21 protein-coding genes and 1 riboswitch are annotated in these 25,403 nt (G+C 62.2%); of the genes, 13 read left to right on the top strand and 8 right to left on the bottom strand.

Features of this window, described 5'->3' with window-relative positions; genetic code table 11:
• Nucleotides 1-51 precede the first annotated feature (51 nt).
• A riboswitch (cobalamin riboswitch) is annotated at nt 52-247 on the bottom strand.
• Nucleotides 248-294: 47 nt separating this feature from the next.
• The 3 genes from ACWBU6_RS09495 to ACWBU6_RS09485 are packed head-to-tail and all read left to right on the top strand — an operon-like array spanning nt 295 to nt 4,101.
• Entirely contained in the window at nt 295-2,436 is a 2,142-nt protein-coding gene (locus ACWBU6_RS09495) for a M1 family metallopeptidase (RefSeq protein ID WP_452648557.1), read from the top strand.
• Nucleotides 2,433-3,293, top strand: coding sequence for a hypothetical protein (locus ACWBU6_RS09490; protein ID WP_452648556.1), 861 nt, complete (start codon nt 2,433-2,435; stop codon nt 3,291-3,293). Before ACWBU6_RS09495 ends, ACWBU6_RS09490 begins: the two co-directional genes overlap by 4 nt.
• A gap of 19 nt (nt 3,294-3,312) precedes the next feature.
• Nucleotides 3,313-4,101, top strand: a complete 789-nt coding sequence (locus ACWBU6_RS09485) for a DODA-type extradiol aromatic ring-opening family dioxygenase (RefSeq protein ID WP_452648555.1) — start codon at nt 3,313-3,315, stop codon at nt 4,099-4,101.
• 3 nt (nt 4,102-4,104) lie between these two features.
• On the opposite strand, the gene ylqF is transcribed toward ACWBU6_RS09485, so the two are convergent.
• Nucleotides 4,105-5,052 (bottom strand): ribosome biogenesis GTPase YlqF, encoded by a 948-nt coding sequence (gene ylqF, locus ACWBU6_RS09480; protein WP_452648554.1) that lies wholly within the window; start codon nt 5,050-5,052, stop codon nt 4,105-4,107.
• Between the two features lie 181 nt (nt 5,053-5,233).
• On the opposite strand from ylqF, the gene ACWBU6_RS09475 reads away from it, so the two are divergent.
• From ACWBU6_RS09475 to ACWBU6_RS09460, 4 genes are all read left to right on the top strand, one after another.
• The gene (locus ACWBU6_RS09475) at nt 5,234-7,963 is read left to right on the top strand and encodes a type VI secretion system Vgr family protein (RefSeq protein WP_452648553.1); all 2,730 of its coding nucleotides are present in this window, start codon (nt 5,234-5,236) and stop codon (nt 7,961-7,963) included.
• 37 nt (nt 7,964-8,000) lie between these two features.
• A complete protein-coding gene (locus tag ACWBU6_RS09470) occupies nt 8,001-10,040 on the top strand; it encodes a phospholipase D-like domain-containing protein (RefSeq protein WP_452648552.1) in 2,040 nt (679 codons plus the stop codon).
• A 2-nt stretch (nt 10,041-10,042) separates the two neighbouring features.
• Nucleotides 10,043-11,668, top strand: a complete 1,626-nt coding sequence (locus ACWBU6_RS09465; RefSeq protein WP_452648551.1) for a DUF6396 domain-containing protein — start codon at nt 10,043-10,045, stop codon at nt 11,666-11,668.
• Nucleotides 11,669-11,800: 132 nt separating this feature from the next.
• The gene (locus ACWBU6_RS09460) at nt 11,801-12,316 is read left to right on the top strand and encodes a PAAR domain-containing protein (RefSeq protein ID WP_452648550.1); all 516 of its coding nucleotides are present in this window, start codon (nt 11,801-11,803) and stop codon (nt 12,314-12,316) included.
• Between the two features lie 8 nt (nt 12,317-12,324).
• Here the strand turns inward: ACWBU6_RS09460 and ACWBU6_RS09455 are convergent, their stop codons facing one another.
• Complete coding sequence (locus tag ACWBU6_RS09455; protein WP_452648549.1) at nt 12,325-12,927, bottom strand: energy transducer TonB; 603 nt, start codon at nt 12,925-12,927, stop codon at nt 12,325-12,327.
• Between the two features lies 1 nt (nt 12,928).
• Entirely contained in the window at nt 12,929-13,855 is a 927-nt protein-coding gene (locus ACWBU6_RS09450; RefSeq protein ID WP_452648548.1) for a histone deacetylase family protein, read from the bottom strand.
• A 61-nt stretch (nt 13,856-13,916) separates the two neighbouring features.
• On the opposite strand from ACWBU6_RS09450, the gene ACWBU6_RS09445 reads away from it, so the two are divergent.
• From ACWBU6_RS09445 to ACWBU6_RS09425, 5 genes are all read left to right on the top strand, one after another.
• Nucleotides 13,917-14,837, top strand: coding sequence for an AAA family ATPase (locus ACWBU6_RS09445; protein ID WP_130314949.1), 921 nt, complete (start codon nt 13,917-13,919; stop codon nt 14,835-14,837).
• Nucleotides 14,838-14,861: 24 nt separating this feature from the next.
• The gene (locus tag ACWBU6_RS09440; RefSeq protein ID WP_452648547.1) at nt 14,862-15,821 is read left to right on the top strand and encodes a DUF58 domain-containing protein; all 960 of its coding nucleotides are present in this window, start codon (nt 14,862-14,864) and stop codon (nt 15,819-15,821) included.
• Nucleotides 15,818-17,836, top strand: coding sequence for a transglutaminase TgpA family protein (locus tag ACWBU6_RS09435; protein WP_452648546.1), 2,019 nt, complete (start codon nt 15,818-15,820; stop codon nt 17,834-17,836). Before ACWBU6_RS09440 ends, ACWBU6_RS09435 begins: the two co-directional genes overlap by 4 nt.
• Nucleotides 17,833-18,939, top strand: a complete 1,107-nt coding sequence (mltB, locus tag ACWBU6_RS09430) for a lytic murein transglycosylase B (RefSeq protein ID WP_452648545.1) — start codon at nt 17,833-17,835, stop codon at nt 18,937-18,939. The genes ACWBU6_RS09435 and mltB overlap by 4 nt, the downstream gene beginning before the upstream one ends.
• A gap of 246 nt (nt 18,940-19,185) precedes the next feature.
• The gene (locus ACWBU6_RS09425; protein ID WP_452648544.1) at nt 19,186-19,527 is read left to right on the top strand and encodes a hypothetical protein; all 342 of its coding nucleotides are present in this window, start codon (nt 19,186-19,188) and stop codon (nt 19,525-19,527) included.
• Between the two features lie 51 nt (nt 19,528-19,578).
• On the opposite strand, the gene cysM is transcribed toward ACWBU6_RS09425, so the two are convergent.
• Both cysM and ACWBU6_RS09415 read right to left on the bottom strand, forming a co-directional pair.
• Nucleotides 19,579-20,481 (bottom strand): cysteine synthase CysM, encoded by a 903-nt coding sequence (cysM, locus tag ACWBU6_RS09420; RefSeq protein WP_452648543.1) that lies wholly within the window; start codon nt 20,479-20,481, stop codon nt 19,579-19,581.
• A gap of 23 nt (nt 20,482-20,504) precedes the next feature.
• Complete coding sequence (locus ACWBU6_RS09415; protein ID WP_452648542.1) at nt 20,505-21,065, bottom strand: N-acetyltransferase family protein; 561 nt, start codon at nt 21,063-21,065, stop codon at nt 20,505-20,507.
• Nucleotides 21,066-21,130: 65 nt separating this feature from the next.
• On the opposite strand from ACWBU6_RS09415, the gene ACWBU6_RS09410 reads away from it, so the two are divergent.
• A complete protein-coding gene (locus ACWBU6_RS09410; RefSeq protein WP_452648541.1) occupies nt 21,131-22,843 on the top strand; it encodes an FAD-dependent oxidoreductase in 1,713 nt (570 codons plus the stop codon).
• 59 nt (nt 22,844-22,902) lie between these two features.
• Here ACWBU6_RS09410 and ACWBU6_RS09405 read toward each other — a convergent pair whose 3' ends face one another.
• The 3 genes from ACWBU6_RS09405 to rfaE1 form a co-directional block, all read right to left on the bottom strand.
• Entirely contained in the window at nt 22,903-23,208 is a 306-nt protein-coding gene (locus ACWBU6_RS09405; protein WP_452648540.1) for a ComEA family DNA-binding protein, read from the bottom strand.
• A gap of 99 nt (nt 23,209-23,307) precedes the next feature.
• A complete protein-coding gene (locus ACWBU6_RS09400; RefSeq protein WP_452648539.1) occupies nt 23,308-24,276 on the bottom strand; it encodes an OmpA family protein in 969 nt (322 codons plus the stop codon).
• Between the two features lie 152 nt (nt 24,277-24,428).
• The gene (rfaE1, locus tag ACWBU6_RS09395; protein WP_452648538.1) at nt 24,429-25,361 is read right to left on the bottom strand and encodes a D-glycero-beta-D-manno-heptose-7-phosphate kinase; all 933 of its coding nucleotides are present in this window, start codon (nt 25,359-25,361) and stop codon (nt 24,429-24,431) included.
• Nucleotides 25,362-25,403 lie beyond the last annotated feature (42 nt).

The raw sequence follows: 25,403 nt of genomic DNA, 5'->3' as shown, positions 1-25,403 counted from the left end.
TCCGCCTGCCTCCCCGCAGCCGGAATCCACGGAAGACGATCCCTGTGCGGGTGCGCTTCCACCTCCCTGGCCGGTATCCGGGCTGGCAAGACTGACCGTTCCACCTTCCTGCAGCTGCAGTGGTTATCTGGCGCGGCCTGCCGTCATGAGGACGGCGCTTGCGTACCGTTGCGGGGGCAGCACATTGCGTTTCCCGTTTAACTGCCTCCATGAACAGGAGGCGGGCACCAAGGCGCCCACATTATACGCTGCTTAGGCTATAGTGACGCGTTGCCAAATTGTTATGAGGGACTCATGCGTACTTTCATCGCGCTCGCGGCCATCGCACTGCTGGCCGGCGCCGCCGCACCGCAAGCCGAGATACCGACGGCGCCGCGCAACGCCGCCGCAGTCACCGCGCCCAGCGCCCCCGGTGCGTGGGGCGGCATGCGCACCGGCCAGGAAGCCACGCTGTCGGACCGCGTGGTTGACTACAAGATCGAGGCCAGCCTCGATCCCGTCAAGCACACCATCGATGGCAAGCAGCGCCTGACCTGGCGCAACCGCAGCAGCAATCCGGTACGCAGCGTGTACATGCACCTGTACCTGAACGCCTTCCAGAATCCCGGCAGCACCTACTTCACCGAGCAGCGCAAGAGCGGCGCCGGCTTGCGCTCCGGCGTCGATACCAGTGACGGCGAATGGGGCTACATCGCGTTGCGCAGCGTGCAGCAGAACGGGGCCAAGGTAGCGTGGCAGTTCGTGCAGCCCGATGGCGGCCCCGCCACCGACCGCACCGTGGTGCGCATGGACCTGCCGCAGCCGGTCGCGCCCGGCGCCAGCACCACGCTCGACATCAGCTTTTTCGACCAGTTGCCGCGCGTGGTATCGCGCACCGGCTACTTCGGCACCTTCCACCTGGTGGCGCAATGGTTCCCCAAGATCGCCGTCCTTGAATTGCCCGGTGAGCGCGGCGCCACGCAGGCACGCTGGAATGCGCACGAGTTCCATGCCGAGTCGGAGTTCTATGCCGACTTCGGCAGCTACGACGTCAAACTGACCGTACCTAAAGGCTATACCGTGGGCGCCACCGGCGAGCTGCAAGGCCCGCCGGCCGAAAAGGACGGCAAGCTGACCCACCACTTCGTACAAGGCGACGTGCACGATTTTGCCTGGACTGCGGACAGCCGCACCGCCAGGCCATTGACCGGCACCTGGACCGGCGCGGGCAGCCCGCAGGTAAAGATCACCGTGCTGTTCCCGCCGGAATACGCATCGAACGCCGCGCCGGTGCTGAAAGCCGCCAGGGATTCGCTGGACTACTTCTCGAAAACGCTCGGCCCCTACCCTTACAAGACGGTCACCGTGGTCATCCCTCCCTACAATGCGCGCGAAGCGGCCGGCATGGAATACCCGACCTTCTTCACTGCCGATGCTTACAAGGACCTCACGCCCGGCACCTTGAGCGCTTTCGAGCTCGATTTCGTCACGATCCACGAGTTCGGCCACGGTTATTTTTACGGCATCCTCGCCAGCAACGAGTTCGAAGAACCGATGCTGGACGAAGGCCTGAACCAGTACTGGAACACGCGCATGCTGTCCGACCTGGGCCGCAAGGTCGATGCCACCACGCCCCTGCTCAGCAGGCTCGGATTTGCGCCGCGCTTTGACGTCTGGGACGCTGAGCGCGCCATGACCCCGCGCGAAGAGCCAGCGGATCCGCTGGGCGCCAGCGCCTTCCATCGCCTGCAGGGTGTGGGTCCCGTATATTCGCGCACCGCGACCGCCATGCACGACCTGGAAGCCCAGTTGGGCAAGGACGTGATGGGACGCGCTTTCAAGGAATACTACCGCCGCTGGAAATTCCGCCATCCGAGCGTAGCCGACTTCCGCGCGGTATTGAGCGACGTAAGCGGCAACCGCAAGCTGGTGGAGCAGGTGTTTGCGCAGCAGGTATACAACGTGAGCCGGGTCGACGACCGCATCGCCAAATTCACCAGTGCCGAAGTGCTGCCGCAGCCAGGCGTGCATGTCGAGAACGGCAAGCGCGTCGAGCTGACGTCGGAGCAGGTGGCGGAACGGATAAACAAGCAACGCAAGGGATGGAAGGAGCAATACCCGGATGCCAGGGAATATCAGGGGCCCTACCCCTACCACACCATGGTGACCGTGCGCCGGCGCGGCGCCGACGTGCCGCAAACCCTGCTCGTCAAGTTCGCCGACGGCAGCAGCGAAGCCGTGCTGTGGGACGGAGAAGAGCGCTGGCGAACCTTCGAGTGGACCAAGCCAGCCAAGGCCGTATCGGCCGAGCTCGATCCCGGCCGCAAGCACCGCCTCGATGGCAACAAGCTCGATGACAGCCGCACGCTCGAACCAGACGGCCGCGCCGCGCGCCGCTGGAGCTTCGCCTTCGCCGCCATCGTCCAGACCCTGATCTCCTTCATTGCAACGCTATGAAACTGTCCGCCAACCTGAAAAACGCAAGCCGCGCCGCCCTGCAGTGGCGGCTGCTGGTGACCTGGCTCGTGGCCGCACTGCTGCCCACCCTGCTTCTCGCTGCGCCGATGTGGAGCACGCTGTCCGGCATTCTCGACCAGTCGGTGCATGCGCCGGAACTGGCCAGCTCGCTGGACCTGCTGGCGCTGTCCGACATCATGGCTGAACTGAAGCGCAATAAGCTGGCGCTGCAGGCAGGCGGGATCGCCGCCCTGGTGCTTACCCTGCTGCTGTCGCCGCTTCTGACCGGAGTGATCGTCACAGCGGGCCGCTCGCAGGAGACTGCAAGCTTCGGCCAACTGTTCGCCGGCGGCGTGAGCGAGTACCCGCGCATGTTCCGCATGCTGGTGTGGGCTGTCGTGCCGTTTGGCCTGGCGCTGGCGGTCAGCGGCGCGGTGGCCGATGTTGCGCGGGACATGGCCGAGAAGGCCAGGCTCGAATCGGAGGCCGACGCGTGGGCGCTGTTCGCCAACGCGCTAGGCGTACTGCTGCTGGCCCTGGCCAACCTGACGCTGGATGCCGGGCGTGCCCAGTTGGCGATCGATCGCCGCCGCAGCTCCGCGGTCAAGGCCTGGTGGTGGGGGCTCAAGCTGTTGCTGCGCCGCCCGGGCGCCATGCTGGGCAGTTACTTGCTGCTGACGATGGCCGGCCTGCTGGCCGCCGGCGCGTTCGCGCTGGCGCGTATCAACCTGGCGGGCAGCAATGGCTTGCTGCTGCTGGCCGGCTTCCTGCTGGCACAGCTGATCGTGCTGGCGATGGCGTGGATGCGCGCGGCGCGACTGTTTGCCTTGATGACGCTGTCTGCAACGAATCGTTGAGCGGAGTATATTGGTGGGCATGACTACCCTGCCCACCTTCTTCCTGTCCCACGGCGGCGGCCCCTGGCCCTGGATGCGCGAGCAGTTCGGCAACGCATACGACCAGCTGGACGCCTCGCTGCGTGACCTGCCGCGCCAGGCCGGCGGCAAGCCCCGGGCCCTGCTCGTTGTCACCGCACACTGGGAAGGACGCGACTTCCTCGTTTCATCGTCGGCCCGGCCGCCGATGATCTACGATTACGGCGGCTTCCCGCCGCATACTTACCAGATCGAATATCCCGCCCCCGGGTCGCCGGCGCTGGCCGCGCGCGTGATCGAACTGCTGGGCGATCGCGCCAGGCTCGATGCGGAGCGCGGCTTCGACCATGGCACGTTCAGCGCCATGTACCCCGCCTTCCCGCATGCCGATGTACCGATCGTGCAGCTCTCGCTGCGCCATGGCCTGGATCCGGCCGAGCACCTGGAAATCGGGCGCCTGCTGCGGCCCTTGCGCGCTGAAGGCATCCTGATTGTCGGCAGCGGCCTGAGCTACCACAACTTGCGCGCTTTCAATGCCGCCGGCGCCGAGGCTGCACGCCTGTTCGATGGCTGGCTGCGCGAGACCATGGCGGCAGCGCCGGCCGCGCGCACGGCGCGCCTGCTGCAATGGGAAGGTGCGCCCGCCGCGCGCCTGGCGCATCCGCGCGAGGAGCACCTGCTGCCTTTGATGGTGGCGGTGGGTGCGGCCGAGGAGGCGGCCGCCGCGGTGGTATATCACGAAGACCGCTTCATGGGGGCGCTGGCGGTCAGCAGCTTCAAACTCGGTTAAGGTTCAGGTGCCACGCTTGCCCTTCATGCGCTCGGCTTCCTTCTCGGCGGCCTTGCGCTCCGCCTCTTCGGCCTTGACGCGTTCCGCTTCCGCATGGATGGCCAGCGCTTCGGCACGGGTGGCAGGGGTTTCCAGCGAAATGCGGCCGAGCGCACCGCTGCGGTAATCCTGCAGCAGCATGTGCGAAGCTTTCTCGAAGTCCCAGTCGCCGCCGCGCAAGCGGTAGCTGCGCAGTTGCGCCACGCGCTCGATCAGCGCCACGCCGTCCATGGCCGACACGTCCGCCTTGTAGCGCGCCTTCAGCAATTCCGGATAGCGCTTCAGCAGTTCTTCCGCCAGCCAGACCGCCACCTCTTCCTCGATCAGCGCGTTGGCGCCGATCGCGTGCGAAGCCGCCAGCGCCATACCGTCGGACGGCATTTCAATCTTCGGCCACAGCAGCCCCGGGGTATCGATCAGTACCGTTTCCATATCCAGGTAAATCTTCTGCTGCTGCTTGGTCACTGCCGGCTCGTCGCCCACTTTTGCCACGCGCCGCTTGAGCAGTGCATTCATCAGGGTCGACTTCCCGACGTTGGGAATGCCCATGATCATCATGCGCAGCGGCTTGGTCGGCTCGTTGCGGTGCGGCGCCAGCTTGCGCGCCTTGGCGATCACCTTGGCCACGTCGGACGGCTTCTTGGTCGTCATCGCATAGGCGGTAACGGTCTTGTCCTGCTCGAAATGGCGGATCCAGGCCGCGGTGGCATCCGGATCGGCCAGGTCGATCTTGTTCAGGATCTTCAGGCAAGGGCGCGAGCGGAACTTGCGCAGTTCCTCCACCAGGGGATTGCAGCTTGCCGCAGGCAGGCGCGCGTCAACCACTTCGATGACGACATCGACGTCGGCCATCTGTTCCGCCGCCTTTTTCTTGGCGGCGTTCATATGCCCGGGGAACCATTGGATAGACATGCTCTTGCCTTACGAATCGAATGAACAATCCGTTATTTTACATGGCGACACAGTCTTTTACCGACAAACACTCAAGTCCGCACGATTGCCAGCCTTCCATGCTACGAATTTTGAAAATGTGGTAAAGTTTTCAACTATTGTCAATTTGCAACACCAATCTGCGGCGATTGGGCGAAAATGCATGAGTAAGTTCATCCAGAGTTTCCGGGATCTCATTAATACCCCGCAACACAACCGTATTTTGCGCCTGGCGTTCCCGCACAAGGACGGCCCTGCCGCGCAATTACTGGTAAACCGCCTCGACGCGTTTGAGGGCCTGTCGCGCGACTTCGAATTCACTGTCGAGCTCCTCTCCAGCAGCGCCACCCTGGAACTCAAACAACTTCAGGGAAAGCTGCTGTGCATCGAACTGGTACGGGGCGATGGCACTCTGCGCTATTTCTCAGGCTACTGCTTTGCATTCCGCCTGAAGCGGACCGACGGCGCCATCGCATTTTACGAGGCCCAACTTGGTCCCTGGCTTAAATACCTGAGCCTTCGCAGAAATAATTGCCTTTTCCACAACCAAAACTTGCGTGGCCAGACAGAAACCATACTGGGCGAATACGGCGTCCTCCCCGACTGGGACTGGCGCGTCGGCGGCATGGACCCGCAAATGACAGACGCCTGCCAGTTCGCCGAAAGCGACCACAATTACCTCAGCCGTCGCTGGGAGGCTGCCGGCCTGCTCTACTGGTACGAGCACAGCAGCACTGGGCACAAGCTGATCCTAACGGACGACTCAACCGCTGCCGATCTCATCGATGGTGGCAGCAGCGTCCCCTTCCAGCGCCACGGCGGCGCCACCGAAGAAGACGGCATTGGCCAATGGTCACCAGCACGCAGGATCATGCCGTGCAGCGTCCGCTTGGCCCAGTATGACTTCAAGAACCCTTTGCAAAGCCCGCAGATGCACAGCACTGCCCCAACCTTGAATAAACAAGGCGCAGTGCTGGATATTGAGTCCTACGAATACACGGGCGCTTACGGGTTCAAAGACCAGGACGGCGATAGCCTGGCGACCCTGCGCATGCAAGAGATGGAAGCGCTTGGCAAACACTTTGACGGCGCCGGCAACAACCGCTTCTTGATGCCTGGTCGCGCGTTCCAGTTGACCGGCCATTTCGACGACATTGCGGATCTCGGCAACAACGCCGTGAACCAGAACGAGTTCCTGATTCTGCAGGTTCGCCACAATGCCACCAACAACTACTTGCAACAGCCTGAACACGCCGTCGAATATTCCAATAGCCTGACCTGCATCCGCAAGATGATTCCCTGGCGGCCAGGACGCAGCTTCAACAGCATCGACACCAAAATCTTTGCGCCGCAAACAGCCACGGTGGTCGGTCCAAATGGCAACGACAGCCTCCACGTCGACGAATTTGGACGAGTCCGCGTGCAATTCCATTGGGACCGGATTGGCCAACACGACGACCGCAGCTCAGCCTGGATCAGGGTCGTCAATCCCTGGGCGGGCAGCCAACTGGGCAGCCCTGCGACACCAAGGGTCGGGAGCGAAGTCGTTGTACAGTGGCTGGATGGCTCTCCGGACCGCCCCATCATCATGGGAGCCGTCAGCAACCAGGACAATATGCCCGCGTGGAAGCTGCCCGAACAACAAGCGCTGACAGGCTTGCGCAGCCGTGAGCTGACACCGGGAGGCGGTAACCAGGCCGGCGGACGCAGCAACCACCTGATCCTCGACGACACCAACCAAAACATCCAGGCCCAGCTCAAGAGTGACCACCAGCACAGCCAGCTAAGCCTCGGTAAGATCACCCGCATTGAAGACAATGCCGGACGCAAGGACGCCCGCGGCGAAGGGTTTGAACTCGCCACCGGCGCCTGGGGCGTGATCCGTGCCGGCCTGGGCATGTTGCTATCGACCGAAGCGCGCGAGCGCGCGCGCGGCACCGTAAAAGACATGGGCGAATCCGCCCGACGCCTGGGAGTCGCGCGCGAAAACCATGCCGCGCTGGCAGACCTGGCGCAACAGGCAGGCGCCCAGGAAACACAGCAGCAAGCCAGCGTGGCGGCGGGCATCCAGCAGCAGAACGACGCCATCCAAGGTGGCGATGGTCCTTTCCCGGAATTGAGCAAACCTATGCTAGTGCTGGCCAGCCCTGCCGGCATCGCAACGACCACCGCCCAGTCCACGCACATCGCCAGCGACCAGGATACGGCCCTGACGACCGGCAGAAATTTGTCGCTCGCCAGCGGAGGCAGCCTGTTCGCAAGCGTCAAACAGACCTTCCGCCTGTTCGTCGAGAACCTCGGGATGAAGCTGCTGGCTTACAGCGGCGATATCGACATCCAGGCACTGAAACACAACATCCATATGCTGGCCAAGCTCGATATCAGTATGACGGCCAACCGCATCACCATCAGCGCCAAGGAAGAACTGCAGATCGTCGGCGGCGGCAGCTACAGCGTCTATAACGCCAGTGGCATAGAACACGGCACCAACGGAAGCTTTGTCGCGCACGCGGCCAAACATAGCCTCGTGGGGCCGCAAAACGCGACACCGCCAAGCCTGGTTGACAAAGATCTCAAACCCACGTCGGCGCAACTGCACTACACCATTCAATCGCGCGCTGGCGGACGGCCCTTTGCCAACGTCCCGTATGAGTTGTACAAGGGGGACGCTAAAGTCGAGGACGGACTCAGCGACGAATTCGGCCGCATCGTCATCGATCACGAGCCGGGAACGCCGCAATACAAAGTCAAGCTGCCGACAGGCGAAGAATTCATGGTGGCCGTCAGCGAGCAACTGGCGCAGGCCGGCGACGCCGCTCATGCGGAACAAACGCTATCCAATCGCGGCGCGCGCGCCCTCGACGGCGAAGCGCAAAGCCGCGCCTACGCTTAAGCCGGCGCTACCTTCAGATAAAGCAATCCAGCAATTCATGACCGATCCTATCAAACGAACAGAAACCTCGCATATTTGCGAAACTAACCGCACCGCGCATGGTTCAGTGCAATGGTTCGCCGAAAACCGCAACAAAAAAGGCGCTGCCAGCCATCCGATCACGCATAACAATCAACTTAAATTGTTCATCTGCGGACAGGAAGGCTTCGCCGACATCGCCGCGCAAATTTCCGCTGCCCAGGAGAGCATCGACCTGGTGTGCTGGGGCTTCGACCCCGGCATGGAACTGGTGCGCACGGGGAAATCATGGCCGCGCGGGCCTACCTACGGTGATCTGCTGATTGCTGCGGCCAAGCGTGGTGTCAAAGTACGCCTGTTGATTTGGCACGATAGCTATGTTGGGGGATTTGCAAAAAATATGCCGGGTTATACTCACGACGATGATCCTTGGTCCAGCGAATATGTTCCGCCCGAGACTATCAGCGCTGTAAATAGCCTCGCCCGGCGCCAAGCTGCGCAGAAGGATCCTGGTATCTTTCAAAGGCTGAAGGCGGACCAGATTAATTCTGATGCGCGAACAGAATACTGCTACAACTGGTACAAAGCAGCGACACGTGGATTGCTCGGCCTAATTCAAGTCCGTCTTCGTGCGGGAACGGCAAAGGCCATCAAAGGCACACTTGCCACCGAACCCAGGCAGCCTGGCAGCCTCCTGAATGGAGAGGTGGAATCACTGGGGCTAGTGCGCGCAGGCACTCATCATCAGAAGCCGATTCTGATCGACTATGCTTATCAAGAGGGTGAGAAAGCGGTCGGCTACGTTATGGGGCTGAATTCCGTTACGGATTACTGGTGCACCACATCCCACCACTTAGAAGACTATCGGCGTGAGCGTGGTGGCAAAAACGAAGCCCAAGAAGCAGTTCAACTAGACACCCCCAATGGAGCAACCGGAGCCAATCCTGACGCGGGCTTTCTCACACTGAAACCCTATCAAGATTACGCCTGTCGAGTTGAGGGCGCGGCGTTGCATTGCGTTTACAAAAATTTCGTCACTGCCTGGGATCGCGCCATCGACGACCGCACGCGCGCGGCGGAACGCGCGTGCACCAGCCGGCAAGATGGCTGCAGCGCCCCGCCCGCCCGCTTGGACCGCCCCGCAAAGCCCGGTGATTCAACCGTCCAGATTGTACGCACCCAGCCGGAAGAGGATGGCGACATGACGATCAAAGAAGTCTACTTCCAGGCCACCGATATCGCTGCCCTTGGCGGTGGCTATCTGTATTTGGAAAATCAGTACTTCCAATACGAAGACTGGTCGCGCCGTCTACTCGATAAGCGCAAAAGCGTGGTCGCCGCCTGGAACCGGGGGCGCGCAAAGGCCGGAAAAAGCATGGAAGCCATGCCTCTCATGCACGTGTTCATTGTCATCCCGGTACCCGAACGCGCGCAAATGGTACCCCGCACCTACGACACGCTTGCCGTCCTTGGCCAACAAGACGGCATGACCGGTCAAAGCAAGCTGATCAAGGATGCGACTGAAAACCCCAATCGCCGCATCGTAGCTACCCGAGCTGGCGCCCGCGATATAGGACCGGCCCCGCCACCTGAAGTGGTGCAGCACGCGAATTCCATCAGCAAGCCCAGTCTGAAAATGTTGGAAGATCAGTTTGGCTTGAAAGTGAGCACTGCCATGCTGCAAACAAGCGGTGTCGATCAAGGTCGCTGGCGCTATCGAGAAATCTACATCCACTCGAAACTGCTACTGGTCGATGATAGCTTTTTCACGCTGGGCAGCGCCAATCTTAATCAACGCAGCATGGCCGTTGATAGTGAAATCAACATCGCGTCGGACGACCCGCGGCATGCAGCCGAACTCCGGCAGCGCGTTTTTTCCATGCATAGCGGCGGAAAGGTCACTGGAGGAACAGGGACCATTGACGACGTCGAGCAGGCATATGAGGAATGGACCAACCTCATGGATATGAATCATCGAAAGAAAAAAGACCAACTAGGAATGACGGGCTTCTTGCTTCCACTTGCAGATAACCGCAGTTCAACCATGCGCTTGGGATAACCGTGAACTTTCCATCAAAATCCCCAGGACTGTTACGACGCTCTCTCTGGATCACTTTTTTATGCCTTCCTTTGCTCGCATTCAAAATGGACAATGATCATTCTCACATCGAGAACCTGCCACCGTTCAACCCTCATCGGGCAGACTTTACCTGCCAAATCGAAGCACACAAGGTCCCTCGTTTCGATGCGCAGGCTGATGCTTGGTTCGCAGAAGCCCAAGCACTCGAAGACCCATCAATTTATGTGGATGACCGAGACTACAACAGAATCATTGAATTGACGCGCAAGGCGGCTGAGCGTCACCATTGGAAGGCAATGCTCAATCTGGCTAGCCTGTACGTGGAGAAGCGCGATTCGCAACACGGCGAACAAGACGCTTTGTCTTTGGTCGAGGCCGCCGTGCGTCTCGGAATTCCGGCGGCCTACGATCGCATGGGCACGTATTATATGAATGCCACAGGGGTCAAACAGGATGCCACCAGAGCATATGCATACTTCCAACGAGCGGCCGAGATGGGAAGTCCTCAAGCGATGACCTTTTTAGGAAGCAAGATCAGCGCAACATGGAATAATCCTGCTGAAGGATTCTGGGCCAACTATCCTGTCGCAAAAAAAATGCTCGAATGCGCACTTGGTCAAGGATACGGACCAGCTGCATATGAGCTGCATTTCCTCTATGCCAAGACAAGAACGCCCGACGGTAAAGTGATCGGAGATGGTACCGCTGACGAAAAGGCGCGCGCAGTCCGGATGCTGCAAAAGGGCGTCGCGCTCGGTTGCGAAAGATGCGCAAGAGCATTAGCGGTGGCATTTCGAACGCCGGAAAGCAAAGCTGATGCGCTTGTTTCAGCCACCGATGAGGCGCGTTCGAAACGCTATAGCGAACTAAGTCGGGCACTGAGTTTTAACCCTAACCGCCGTTTCCCGAACCTCGACAAAGTGCTGCCTTTACCACCCGCGAAACTTCCCGCATGGAATGGGAAGCGGGAATCGCTGGTGAGAGATGCCATGGGCGTCACGCCGCCCCCACCGGCACCGCCTCCAGGTGCAGCAGCCCTCCGCAGTGGCCGCTATTTCCTTGCCGCAGAATTTGCCCTGCGCCTTGCCGGCATTCAGACAATTGAGCCGCGTGCCCCGGCTCCAGCGTACTGGCAGCCCACTGCCCCGGGACAGGACGCCGCCACGCAAACCATGCTGGCCACCATCCCGCCCGGCCTGTACCTTTCGGATGAACCATTCGAACGCTTCTACCAGCCCAATGGCGGCGGACGTCTGGTCAGCGACGTAGTGTGGGAACGCTGGGATACGATCCACCACAATCACTACAGCCTTGCGCCGCGCGCCGCTGAAGGTCTGACGCGCACGGTTACGCCCGCCTCCGTGCTCGCATCCGCCGGCCTGCAAGCTTGCCCTGCGACCGGCACTTGGCAACCATGGGTGCAACCGGACCACCCGCTGAGCAGCATCGTCAACCAACCCTGGCGTCAGGCATGGCTCATAGCGGGTCAGCCCTTCCCGCAACCCAATGAAAGCTGGTTACTGGATTTGCCGGCAGCAGATATAACCTGGCACCTGATGGTGGATGCTGCGGAGGCGAACGAACACCCCGACAACGCGCATTCTTAATGAAGCGAACAGCGACAACAGCCTCATGACGAAACCTAATAGGCCCGCAACCCTGCAAGTATTATCTTATACAACGCTCCTGCTCGCCATTGGATGGGCTGCCTACAAGAGCACGAAAACTCCAGGAGGTCGGTGCGCAAGCGCCGCGTGTGGCTACGCAGACCTTTTGACTGCAATCGAGATATTGCTCATTCCGTTTGGAGCGCTATTGATTGCCATCTATCTCAATATCGCTTCATTTCGGATGCAAGCTGCTCCGAGAACGCGCGCTCACAAGGTCAAACTCTGGCTGCATATGGCCGCGCTCGTCTGTTTGCTGCTATGGGGAGCGGACACGTTCGTTCTGTAGTGCTCACGTGGAACTCTCATCCAACTCCTTCAAAGGCTCTTATGTCATTAAAAATCATCACCGTGGGCGACAAAACCAGCCACGGCGGCAAGGTCATCTCCGGTTCGCCCGAGCACGATATCGAGGGCAAGGCTATTGCGCGCCTTGGCGATGAGGTGGATTGTCCGCTTCACGGCGTCAATCAGATCGTTACGGCTCATAAGACGCTGATGGCAGGCGACAAACCTGTGGCAGTAGAAGGCTGTGAGACCGAGTGCGGGTGCAAGCTGATTGGTAGTGCCAATGCGACGGTTGCCTGAGACCCTGTTTATCTCAACACCACCCAGCCGAACGAAGTATCTGTGTGTTCGCCGCTGGTTTTCGGTGAGATGCCGAAACGGCAGGTCTGTAACCAATCCATGGCATCCTGCCGCACGATGGTGTCGAAATGCGCAGTTTCCGGCACGATGCGCTGCGCCTTGCCTTCCGCATCGACCATGAAGCGAAGCTTGATGGCTGCGCGGCCATCGGGACGCTGGTCAAGGTTGTCATAACGCAGGAAGCGGCGGGAGGCGGCGCAACTACCCACCTGCAACACCGGCCGCAGCGGCGCCGGGCCGTCCAAGCGCCAGGCATACTGGATCGGGAACACCGTGTCCTCGCGCGCCGCTTCCAACCCGGGCTTGAAGCGGCAGCGCGCCAGGCCGGCCAACGCGGCCTGATCCAGCATGGCCCAGCCGCTGCCGCCGCGCACCTTGGCGTCGCGCACCGCCCCGTCGCTGCCGATGCGGAATTCCAACGTGGTGGTCCCTTCGATCTCGTAGCGCAGCGCCTCGCGCGGCCAGGCCGGGGCGGTGCAACTGGCCGGCGTGGCCAGCGATTGATAGGGAAAGGCGCCGCCAACGGCCAGCGCAAGCAACAGCGAGAGCATCTCAGATCTCGGCCAGGGCCTTCACATGGGCCACCACGCTGCGGCCCAGGGCCGACAGGTTGTAGCCGCCTTCCAGGCAGCTCACAATGCGGCCTTGCGCGTGCTGGCGCGCGACCTCCATCACCTGCTGCGTCATCCAGGCGTAATCGGCTTCCACCAGGCCCATGCCGCCCAGGTCGTCCTCGCGGTGGGCATCGAAGCCGGCGGAGATGAAGATCATCTGCGGCTGGAAGGCGTGCAGCGCCGGCAGCCATTTCTCCTGCACCAGCGCACGCACCGTATCGCCCCTGGAACCGGCCGGCACCGGCACGTTGACGCGGTTTGGCGTCTCCGGCAGCACTTCGCAATAGGGGTAGAACGGATGCTGGAAGAAGCTCACCATCAGCGCACGCGGTTCGTCGAGCAGCGCTTCCTCGGTGCCGTTGCCATGGTGGACGTCGAAGTCGACCACCGCCACGCGCTCCAGGCCGCGCACGTCGAGTGCATGCTTGACGGCGATCGCCACATTATTGAACAGGCAGAAGCCCATCGGCTCGGTAGGTCGGGCATGATGGCCGGGCGGGCGCACGGCGCAGAAGGCATTGTCGATCTCTCCATCGAGCACGGCGTCGGTGGCCGCCACGGCAGCACCGGCAGCGCGGCGCGCCGCCAGCCAGCTGTGGGCGTTGAGCGATGTATCGCCGTCGATCGGATAATAGTCCCCGGCGCACGGCAGATTGTCGCGCACGATGGCGATGGCATTGGCGGTATGGTTGCGGGCAATCGAGGCTTCATCCGCCAGCGGCGCGTCGCGGTGCTCCAGCAGGTCGTCGATATGGGAATTGATCAACTGGTCGGCAATGGCTTGCAGGCGCGCCGGGCATTCGGGATGCCAGTCGCCCATTTCGTGGCGCTGGCAGTCGGGATGGCTGTAAATTGCTGTGCTCATGAATCGCGTTCTCGCATAGAATGCGACTAATCTACCACGCGGCGGGATGAGTACCAAAACCATGTATACCAAATTACACGCCGTGGCACGCCAGGTTGGCCAGGTCATCGTCGGCAAGGAATTGCAAGTGCGCCAGTCCCTGACCTGTCTTCTGGCGGGCGGCCATCTTTTATTGGAAGACTTGCCGGGTGTCGGCAAGACCACGCTGTCGCACGCCCTGGCGCTGTCGCTGGGCCTGCAGTTCAACCGTATCCAGTTCACCAGCGACCTGCTGCCGGCCGACGTGGCCGGCGTTTCGATCTATGAACGCGAGCTGAACGCCTTCAGCTTCCACCCCGGCCCGATCTTCACTCAGGTGCTGCTGGCCGACGAAATCAATCGCGCCACGCCGAAGACCCAGTCTGGCCTGCTGGAAGCGATGGAAGAGCGCCAGGTCTCGGCCGATGGCGTGACCCGCCCCCTGCCCGAACCGTTCTTCGTGATCGCGACGCAGAACCCGACCCACCAGGTCGGCACCTTCCCGCTGCCGGAATCGCAGCTCGACCGCTTCCTGATGTGCATATCGCTCGGTTATCCCGACGCCGCCGCCGAACGCGCACTGCTGATGGGAGAAGACCGCCGCCAGATGCTCAAGCACCTGGCGCCAGCCATGACGCCGGCCGAATTATTTGCGGCGCAGCAGTCGCTGCGCCAGATCCACGCCTCCCCTGCCCTGATCGATTATGTGCAGGCGCTGGCGCAGGCGTCGCGCCAGAACGGCTTCTTCGCCGAAGGCCTGAGCCCGCGCGCCGCGCTGGCCCTGCTGCAGGCCGCGCGCGCCTGGGCCGCCCTGGAAGGCCGCGACCACGTCATGCCGGAAGATGTACAGGCCGTGCTGGTGCCGGTCTGCGCCCACCGCCTGCGCCCGCTCAAATCGTCGCACGGCACAGCGCTGGCCAGCCGCGACCTGGTGCTGCAGCTGCAAAAATCGGTACCGGTATAAGCCATGCTTGCTGCAGCAAGGAGAATGCTTGACCGCTGGCTGTTCCAGCTGAAGGAAAGGGAAGCGGGCGAGGTGCAGCTCGTGATGCGCCGTGTCTTCATCCTGCCGACCAGGCCGGGCATAGCCTTTGTCGGCCTGCTCCTGATCATGCTGATCGGCTCCGTCAACTACAACCTTGGCCTAGGTTTCGTCCTCACCTTCTTCACCGGATCGTGCGCCATCGTCGACATGTACATGACGGCCAAGAACCTGGCCTTCCTGCACCTGTCGCCCGGCCGCGCCCAGCCGGTGTTCGCCGGCGACGAAGCCCAGTTCGAACTGCTGGTACGCAATACCACGCCGCGCGACCGCTACGCGATCTGGCTTGGCTTCCAGGATGAGGGCGCGCCGCGCCAGTCGATCGACGTCGCCGCCAAGGGCAGCGCCGCCGTCGTACTGTCGCGCCCCACTTCGGAACGCGGCTGGCTGCCGGCGCCGCGCGTGCGCCTGTTCACGCGCTTCCCGCTTGGCTTGTTCGGCGCCTGGTCGTACTGGCAGCCGGACCTGAAAGTGCTGGCCTATCCGCAGCCGGAGGTTGCTGCGCCGCCGCTGCCCACCACCGGCGCCGCGCGCGAAGACGGTTATGGCACCGTGGGCCTGGATAACTTCTCCGGCATCCGCAACTACCAGCCGGGCGATCCCATGCGCCACTTGGCATGGCGCCAGATCGCGCGCCTGCATCCGGCCGATGGCGGCAACCTGGTGAGCAAGCATTTCGAAGGCGGCGCCGTGTCCGACCTGCTGCTGGACCTGAAAGCGCTGCCGCCGCTGCTCGATATCGAAGTGCGCCTGTCGCGCCTGACGGCGTGGGTGCTGGAAGCGGAGCGCCGCGCCTTGCCCTATGCGCTCCATGTCGGCCACCGCGAGATCGCGCAAGGCCTGGGCGAAGCGCATTGCGCCGAATGCCTGCGCGCGCTGGCTCTGTACGGCAAGGAGGGCGCATGATAGCCCGCCTGGCCGGCATGGCCAGCCGCCTGACGCGCGACAAGGCCGATACCCTGTTGCTCCTGCTGGCGGCGGTCATGGTGCTGGCACCTCACTTCGGCCACCTACCGCTGTGGACTTCGGCGATGGTCTGCCTGACACTGGGCTGGCGCGGCGCCATCACCCTGCGCGGCAGCCGCCTGCCGCCAATGTGGCTGCTGGTGCCGGTTTCGCTGCTGGCCATGGGCGGCGTCTACCTGACCTTCCGCACCTTGCTGGGGCGGGAAGCGGGTGTCACGATGCTGGCTTTGCTGTTGACCTTCAAGCTGCTGGAAATGCATGCGCGGCGCGACCTGTTCGTGGTGATCTTCCTCTGCTTCTTCCTGCTGCTGACGAATTTCTTCTACTCGCAATCGATCCTGACGGCGCTGGCCATGGTCGCCACCATCATCGTGCTGCTGTCGGCGCAGATCACCTTCCAGTTCACCGGCGCCGTGCCGCCGCTGGCAGCGCGGCTGAAGCTGGCCGGACGCATCTTCCTCATTGCCGCGCCGCTGGGCGTGCTGCTGTTTGTCGGCTTCCCGCGCATCCAGGGGCCCCTGTGGGGCTTGCCGGGCGATGCCGGTGGCAAGAGCGGCATGTCCGACACCATGTCGCCGGGCTCCATGACCAGCCTGGCGCTGTCGGAGGAAGTGGCGTTTCGCGTCCGCTTCACCGGCGCCGCACCACCGCAGGAACAGCTTTACTGGCGCGGACCAGTCCTGAGCAATTATGACGGCCGCACCTGGACGCGCATCGGCCGTGCGCTGCATCCGGTCGCCCAATTGCGCCTATCCCGGCAGTTGGTCTGGAAAGGACCGTCCTATCCTTATGAAGTGACGCTGGAACCGGGCCGCCGCCAATTCCTGTTCATGCTGGAGCTGAGCCAACCGGGCCCCACGGTCGACGGCGGTAATCCCGCCTATACCGGCGAACTGGAACAACTGGTGGGAGCCAGCAGCGATAAGCGACTGCGCTATAGCGCGCTGGCCCATACGAACTACGTCGCGCAGCCGGGCCTGGAACCGGAGGCACTAGAGCGATGGCTGCAGCTTCCGCAAGGCTTCAACCCGCGTACGCTGCGCTATGCGGCGCAGATCCAGACCCTGCGCGCAGAACGCGGCGACGATGCCGCCATCGCCGCCGTGCTGGATATGTTCCGCAAAGGCTTCGAATACACCCTGGAGCCGGGCCGGCTTGGCCGCGATGAAGTGGACGAATTCCTTTTCGATACGCGCAAGGGATTCTGCGAACACTTTTCCGGCTCCTTCGTCTATGTGATGCGCGCGGCCGGCTTGCCGGCCCGCGTGGTGAACGGCTACCAGGGCGGCGAACGGAATCCGGTAGACGGGTTTTACACGGTGCGCCAGTCCGATGCCCATGCCTGGACCGAAGTCTGGCTGGGCCCCCAGCGCGGCTGGACGCGCATCGACCCGACCGCCGCCGTGGCGCCGGAGCGCATCCGCTCCAGCCTGGCGCAAACCTTGCCGCAAGAAGCGCTTTTCGGCTTGCAAGGCTTGGCAGACCTGGCGCGCGACCAGACCTCGTGGCTGGCACAGCTGCGTTTTGCCCTCGGCGCGATGAATAATGCTTGGAATCAATGGATCCTCGATTACAATCCCAACAGGCAGCAAGATTTCCTAAGAGAACTAGCTGCCGCCTTCGGCGATTGGCGCCTGCTGGCAGGGCTGGTCCTGTGCGCCGCGCTGACGCAGTTGATGAAATACCGCCGCACGCGACGTGCGCGCGATCCTGTTGATACCGCCTACCTCGCCTTCTGCCGCCAACTGGCGCGGCATGGCGTGGACAAGGCGCCCGATGAAGGCCCGCTGGCCCTGGCTCAACGCGTGCGGCAACTGAACCTGCCGCGCGAGAAAATAGCTGCCATGAGCGGATTCCTGGAGCTGTATGGCGCACTGAAATATGGCGCGCCGGCAGCACAACCTGAAGATAACTCAGTCGCACGGCTGAACAGTTTACTGAAGCAATCCCGATGACATTCTTAAAGAAATTCCCCACCATCCTGCTGGCCATGGCCTGCTGCGGCGTGGCCCTGGCGCCGGCGGCAGATGCCGCACCGCGCAAGCCGGCCAAAGCCAGGCCGGCGCCCAAGAAGCCCGCTATTGATTACAGCGGCGAGTTCGTCAACTTTGGCCAGTGGAAGGACGTGCAGCAGTTCATGGGCGACCTGGAACTGAAGCACGGGGTGCCGGTCGCCGAGTCCGAAAAGCTGTTCCTGGAACTGCGCTATATCGACGCCGCGGTGCAGCTGGTGAAGCCGGCGCCGCCGGGCAAGCCGAAGAACTGGCAGGCCTACAGCAGCCGCTTCATTGAGCCCAAGCGCATCAACGCAGGCGTCGAGTTCTGGCATACCCACCGCGACACCCTGGCGCGCGCCGAAGCGCTGTATGGCGTGCCGGCCGAAATCATCGTCGGCATCATCGGCGTGGAGACCATCTACGGCCGCGACATGGGCAAATTCCGCGTGCTCGACGTGCTGGCCACCCTGGCCTTCTCCTACCCGCTGACGCCGAACCGCGAGGCACGCATGGAATTTTTCCGCGGCGAACTGGAAGCTGCCATCGTATCGGCGCGCCAGGCCGGCGTCGACCCGCTGTCGCTGACCGGCTCCTATGCGGGCGCGGTCGGCATGCCGCAATTCATGCCAAGCAATATCTACAAGCTGGGTGTGGACTTCGACGGCGACGGCAAGGTCGACTTGCGCAATTCACCAGCCGACGCCATTGGCAGCGTGGCCAACTTCCTGGTCGCGCACGGCTGGAAGCGGGACGATCCGGCGCGGCTGGCCTACCCGGCCACCGTCTCGCCCGAACGTGGCTGGGAAAAATACCTCAACGGCGGCCTGGAAGCCCAATATGCCGGCCAGGACCTGCTGGCCGCCGGCGTGCATCCAGATAGTGACCTGCCGCCGGGCTTGTATGGTCTGGTTGATTTGCAGAATGGTTCGGATCCTACCGAATACTGGGTTGGAAGCAATAATTTCTTTTCTATCACGAAGTACAACCGGAGTTATTTCTATGCCATGTCGGTAGTCGAACTCGGGCGCGCCGTAAAGCTTTCAATGAAGGAAACTTTGTAACTGCGTGTAACTTGTGTGATATACAAGAGTACAGAATTACCCTAACACAAAAATTCAGGTAGAATTCTCTCAGAATGTTGCGATAGGACAACGCGTTTCGAGAGCAATATACTATTTTTTGTTGCACGCAAGTACTGCTGACCGCGCTGTTGTACAATTGTGTATATATTATGAAACTTGTTAAACAGGAATCCGTCTCAGGATTTGGGTCGTTAGCAGGACAACTTTAGAGAAGGAACAGAAGACATGACCAACCAAGTCGGTAATGATATGAACAACGAGTCGGAAGGCGATGATCTGCTGCAGTACAATCCGAACCGCCTGCTCGACACCTTGATTGAAAACCTGCGCCTGAAGAACGATGCGGCCCTGTCGCGCGCGCTGGAAGTCGCACCGCCTGTGATCTCCAAGATCCGCCACCACCGCTTGCCGGTTGGCGCATCGCTGCTGATCCGCATGCATGAGGTTTCCGACCTGAGCATCCGTGACCTGCGTTACCTGATGGGCGACCGCCGCAATAAGTTCCGCATCAGCGACAAGCAGTTCAAGCCGAAAGAAGGCGCCGGCGGCTCGGAAAACAAGGGCTGATCCAGTCCTTGCTTTACCCTCCCCGCCCGGGGAGGGTGAGCGCCGCTTCGCTCAGGCTGGGAATACCCCGGTCGACAGGTAGCGGTCGCCGCGATCGCAGACGATGAAAACGATCGTCGCGTTTTCTACTTGCTGCGAAATGCGCAGCGCAATCTCACAGGCACCCGCTGCCGAAATCCCGCAGAAGATACCCTCTTCAGCAGCCAGTCGACGCGCCATGCGCTCCGCTGCCGACTGCGACACGTACTCCACCTGGTCCACACGCGCCTTGTCGTAAATTTTTGGCAGGTAGGCTTCCGGCCATTTGCGGATGCCCGGGATCGACGACCCCTCTTCCGGCTGGGCGCCGATGATGCGCACGTTTTCGTTCTGCTCCTTGAGATACTGCGACACGCCCATGATGGTGCCGGTGGTGCCCATGGCGGAAACGAAGTGCGTTACCCGGCCTTCGGTATCGCGCCAGATTTCCGGGCCGGTGCCCTCGTAGTGGGCGCGCGGATTGTCGCCATTGGCAAACTGGTCGAGGATGATGCCTTTGCCGTCCTTCTGCATCTGCTCGGCCAGGTCGCGCGCGTATTCCATGCCGCCGGTCTTCGGCGTCAGGATGATATTGGCGCCATAGGCGGCCATGCTCATGCGGCGTTCTTCGCTCAGGTTTTCCGGCATCAGCAGGATCATCTTGTAGCCGCGGATGGCGGCGGCCATGGCCAGCGCGATGCCGGTATTGCCGCTGGTGGCCTCGATCAGGGTGTCGCCCGGCTTGATCTGGCCGCGCTCTTCGGCCCGGCGCAGCATCGACATGGCGGCACGGTCCTTGACCGAGCCGGCCGGATTGTCGCCTTCCAGCTTGCCGAGGATGATGTTGCCGCGCGCGGCCGCTTCCGCGCCGGGGATGCGGACCAGCTGCACCAGCGGCGTGTTACCGATGGTATCGGCGATTGTTTTGTATCCCATGGTTCCTGCTACGGTTTGTTCTGTCAAACGACCATTCTATCCGCTTCGGCGGCAAGGTGCAGGGACATGAAGACATAGCCCAGGCTTTCGCCGTCGATCCGGAACAGGTCAGGAATCTCGCCAGTCTGCACGAAGCCGCTTTTCAGGTAGAGCCCGCGGGCCGGGGCATTGCCCGCCAGGACCTCCAAGTCGACCCATTCCAGTCCCTGCTCGCGCGCCCAGCCGGCAGCCGTTTTCACCAGGGCGGCGCCCAGGCCGCTGCGGCGCACGGCGCGGTGCACGCCCATGCCCAGCAGGCAACGATGGCGCGCGGCCGCTTCGGGCCGTGAACGCAGGTCGATGTGGCCGATGATTTCGCCCTCGCGCAGCGCGACCCAGACCCGGCGCCAGCCCTGCTGGCCGAAGTCTGCCTGCATTCCGGTGCTGAAGCCGTTCGCTTTCTCCGGCGGGAAGCCGGCGCTGGTGCGCGACATCGGCTGGAACAGCGGCGTGCCATCGCGTCCGTTGTCCTGCAAGTGGTCATTCAGGTAATGAAAGAAGGAGGCCAGTTCTTCTGGATGCAGCGGCCGGATGGTAAAGGTCATGACAAATCATAGCAGGCCGGGGCAATTGCATTAAACTACATGCATTCACAGAGGAGCCTTTCCCCATGAGCGACACTGAAGTCATCTCCATGCCTTCCACGCTGGAGAGCCGCCGGCACCAGGTCAACCCGGTGCTGACCGAGCAGGAAATCAAGCGCCTGCACCGTTTCGGCACGGTGCGCCAGTACGCGCGCGGCGTGCGCATCCTCGAAGCGGGCCACACCTGCTTCGGCCTGATCATCGGGCTGAAAGGCACGATCACCATCTGCAAATACGATGGCCTTGGCAATTCCGAATTCCTGACCGAGCACGGTCCCGGCGAGTTCACCGCCGAGGTGTCGCAGCTTTCCGGCCGCCCCTCCCTGGTCAATGCCAGCGCCAAGGACGATGTCGAAGTGCTGGAAGTGTCGCCGGAAAACCTGCGTGCGCTGGTCATCGCGGAGGCGGAGCTGGGTGAGCGCATCGTGCGCGCCCTGATCCTGCGCCGCGTGGGCCTGCTGGAAAAGGAAGGCGGCGGCCTGGTGCTGGTTTCGCCACCCGGCAATGCCGCCCTGTTCCACCTGCGCAGCTTCTTGAGCAGCAACGGCTACCCTTACCGCATCCTCGATCCGAAAGATGACGAGCAGGCGCGCGCCCTGTGCGAATACTACGAGCCCGGACCGGACGACTGGCCGCTGGTGGTGTGCCCGGATGGCGTGGTGAAAAAGAACCCGAGCAATGCCGAAGTCGGCTACTGTATCGGCCTGCTGCCCGACATCGATACCGAAAAGCTGTGGGACGTGGTGGTGGTCGGCGCCGGTCCCGCCGGCCTGGCGACATCGGTGTATGCCGGTTCGGAGGGCTTGTCCGTGCTGGCACTGGAGCAGCGTGCCTTTGGCGGACAGGCCGCAGCCAGTGCACGAATCGAAAACTATCTTGGCTTCCCGACCGGCATTTCAGGTGGAGCGCTGGCCGGCCGTGCCTTCGTGCAGGCGCAAAAATTCGGCGTCGAAGTCGCCATTCCAGCGCCAGCCACCCGTTTGCTGTGCGACAGCTGGCCGCTGCGCGTGGAAATCGCCGGCGGTCAGGTCGTGCGCGCCAAGACCGTGGTGCTGGCAAGCGGCGCACGCTACAAGCGCCCTGCCCTCGACAACATCGGCGAATTCGAAGGCCGCGGCATTTATTTCTGGGCTTCGCCCATCGAAGCCAAACTATGCAAGTCGGAAGAAGTGGTGCTGGTTGGCGGCGGCAATTCCGCAGGCCAGGCGGCGGTGTTCCTGTCCGGCTTTGCGTCCAAGGTGCACATGGTGATCCGCGGCTCCGGCCTGAAGGCCACCATGTCAACCTACCTGATCGACCGCATCAAGGCGACGCCGAATATCGAGCTGCACACGCACACCGAGATTACGGCCCTGGAAGGCAATGACGACGGGCTGTCCAGGGTGACTTTCCTGTGCAAGGAAACCGGCGCCGTCGATAGCTGCGACGTCTGCCGACTGTTCCTGTTCATCGGCGCCGACCCGAATACGGCATGGCTGGCCGATTGCGGCGTCGAGGTTGATGCGCAAGGCTTTATCCGCACCGGCTTCGATGCCATCAAGGACCAGTGCCGCGCCAAGATGACGCTGGCTGACGCACCGCAACGTGCGCCGCTGGAGACCAGCGTACCGGGCGTGTTTGCGATCGGCGACGTGCGCTCCGGGTCGACCAAGCGCGTGGCCGCGGGTGTCGGCGAAGGCGCGGCTGTGGTATCGCAGATCCACGCCTTCCTGGCCAACCTTCCGCTCACCTCCTCTTGAAGCGAAGGTGCTTGCCGCCGTCATGCACGACGGCGGCAGCGAGCTTCAGGACATTTTCCTTACTTACGTGCAGATTCCTTGCGCGGCGCAGCGCCGTCGCGCGATTTGCCGTTGACCATCAGCCCAGCTTCCGACAGCCTGATGGCGTTTTTCTCGCCGATACCTTTGACGCGTTGCTCCAGGTCGGCCCAGTCCTTGAACTCCCCTTTCGCGCGTTCCGCCATGATGGCCTTGGATTTGGCCGGGCCAATGCCTTTGACGCTATCGAGTGCGGCCTGGTCGGCCTTGTTGACATCAACCTGGGCAAACGCCATGCCCATGCAAGCGACCAGCGTAGCGACGGCGAGCAGCAGTTTCCTGATCATGATTGCCTCCATAAGTGGACACGAGAAGACCTCGTTTCGCCACAACGCGGCACGCGCCGCCCGGCTGACGCGGGCCGCGCGCCGTTTGACGCAGATCAATCACCGCACGACTAATTCCACACGACGGTTCTTTGCGCGGCCTTCGTCGCTGGCGTTGCTGGCCACCGGCGCCAGGTTGGCGACGCCGCGCGGCATCATGCGGCTGGCGGCGATACCGTACTTGCCGGCCAGCGCATCGGCCACGGCCTGGGCGCGTTTCTGCGACAGGGTGAGATTGGCCTCGAACTCGCCCTGGTCATCGGTGTGGCCGACGATGAAGACTTTCATCTTTGGTTGAGCCTGTAAGGCCTTGGCCATCTGCTCCAGTTGCTCGCCCGATTGCTCGCCGATCACGGCTTTGTTGGTGTCGAAGGTGACGCCATACAGCGCCACTTTCCCATCGCGCTGCAAGCCGTCCTGGATGGCACGGGTGTCGACAGTCACCTTGCCGCCCTCCATCACGGTCGGCTCAACGATCTGTACGAACTGGCGCACGCGCTGGAAATCCGTGTATTCGGACAAGGCGACCATGACATAGGTGTTGCCGCCAGGCCCAGGCTTGGCGGCACTGACCAGATGGAAACGCGGCTGGTTGGCGCTGTTGAAAATGCTGCTGACATAAGCGTCAAAGGATTTCCACTTCGCTTCCCGCGGCAATTGCTGCACCAGGTGCTGGACTTTGGACTTCTCGCACTGGTCGGTCTCGCAAGCGTACAGGATCTTGAAGCCGGCAGTGGCAAGCGCCTGCTGGTAGTTGCGGTGGATTTCCAGCGCACTGCGGCCTTTCGGTCCCCAATAGAAGCGATTGGCCGTCTTGCCTTCCACTTTGTGCAGCACAGGCTTGCCAGCCTCGGTATCGACGACGCGGGCTTGGCCAAGATTCTCGCCGCCGTACATATGGAGCATCGAGCCTTCATAGCGATGCAGCAGCGGGTGGTCGCTGCCGCCGACGATGTCTTTGGAGAAGTTTGGCTGAGCTTGGGCTTGCAGCGAGGCAGCGGCAAGCAGGGAAAGGATGAGCAGGCGCATGACAATTCGGACGGATTGATGAAATTGCGAATATAACAAAAATCCCGTCCCGCCCGCGCCCATGAAAGTCGGGGTCAGCTCCGGCAATCGGACACGGGCTCAGCCGCATAGCGGCTGAGCCCGTGTCCGATTGCCGGAGCTGACCCCGACTTTTAAGCGAATAGTTCTTCGCGGGTGACGGTGGCGGTGCCGAGCTTGCCGACTACGATGCCGCCGGCGCGGTTGGCGGTTTCGACGGCTTCCTGCCAGCCGGCGCCGCAACCCAGCATGGCGGCCATGGTGGCAATCACGGTGTCCCCTGCGCCGGACACGTCGAACACTTCGCGGGCGCTGGCCTGGACGTTGAAGATACCTTCGTCGGTAAACAAGGTCATGCCTTCTTCCGATCGGGTCAGCAGCAGTGCATTGAGCGACAGTTCGGCACGCAGGTTCTGCGCCTTGGTCACCAGCTGCTCTTCGCTGTTCCAGGAGCCGACGATGCGTTTCAGTTCCGATTTGTTCGGGGTCAGCACGGTGGCGCCTTTATAGGGCGAGAAGTCGTCCCCTTTCGGGTCGACCATCACGATCTTGCCGGCTGCGCGGGCGGTGGCGATCATTTCAGCCACGTCGACCAGTCCGCCCTTGTTGTAGTCGGAGAGCACGATCACGTCGTACTCCGGCAGCAGGGTCTTGAACTGCACCAGCTTGTTGCGCAGCACGGCATCGCTTGGCGCTTCTTCGAAGTCGATGCGCACCATCTGCTGCTGGCGGCCAATGACGCGCAGCTTGATGATGGTGGAGATGGCATTGTCGTGCTTCAGGTAGCTGTGGATGCCGCCGCTTTGCAGCAGCTGCTCCACTTCCGAGCCGGCTTCGTCGGCGCCGACGATGCCCAGCAGGCCGGCGTGTGCGCCCAGGGCGGCGGCATTGCGTGCGACGTTGGCGGCGCCGCCCAGGCGCGCTTCGCGGCGTTCGATGCGCACCACGGGTACCGGGGCTTCCGGCGAAATGCGGCTGACGTCGCCGAACCAGTAACGGTCCAGCATGACGTCGCCTGCGACCAGGATGCGTACTTTGTCGAGTGCGGGCGCTTTGTGTGTGGTCATTTTAGTTAAACCGGTAAGCCGGTGTCCGACCCGCTGGGCCAG

It is taken from the genome of Pseudoduganella sp. HUAS MS19 (assembly GCF_053615455.1).
This window is presented reverse-complemented; position numbering and strand designations above follow the sequence as displayed.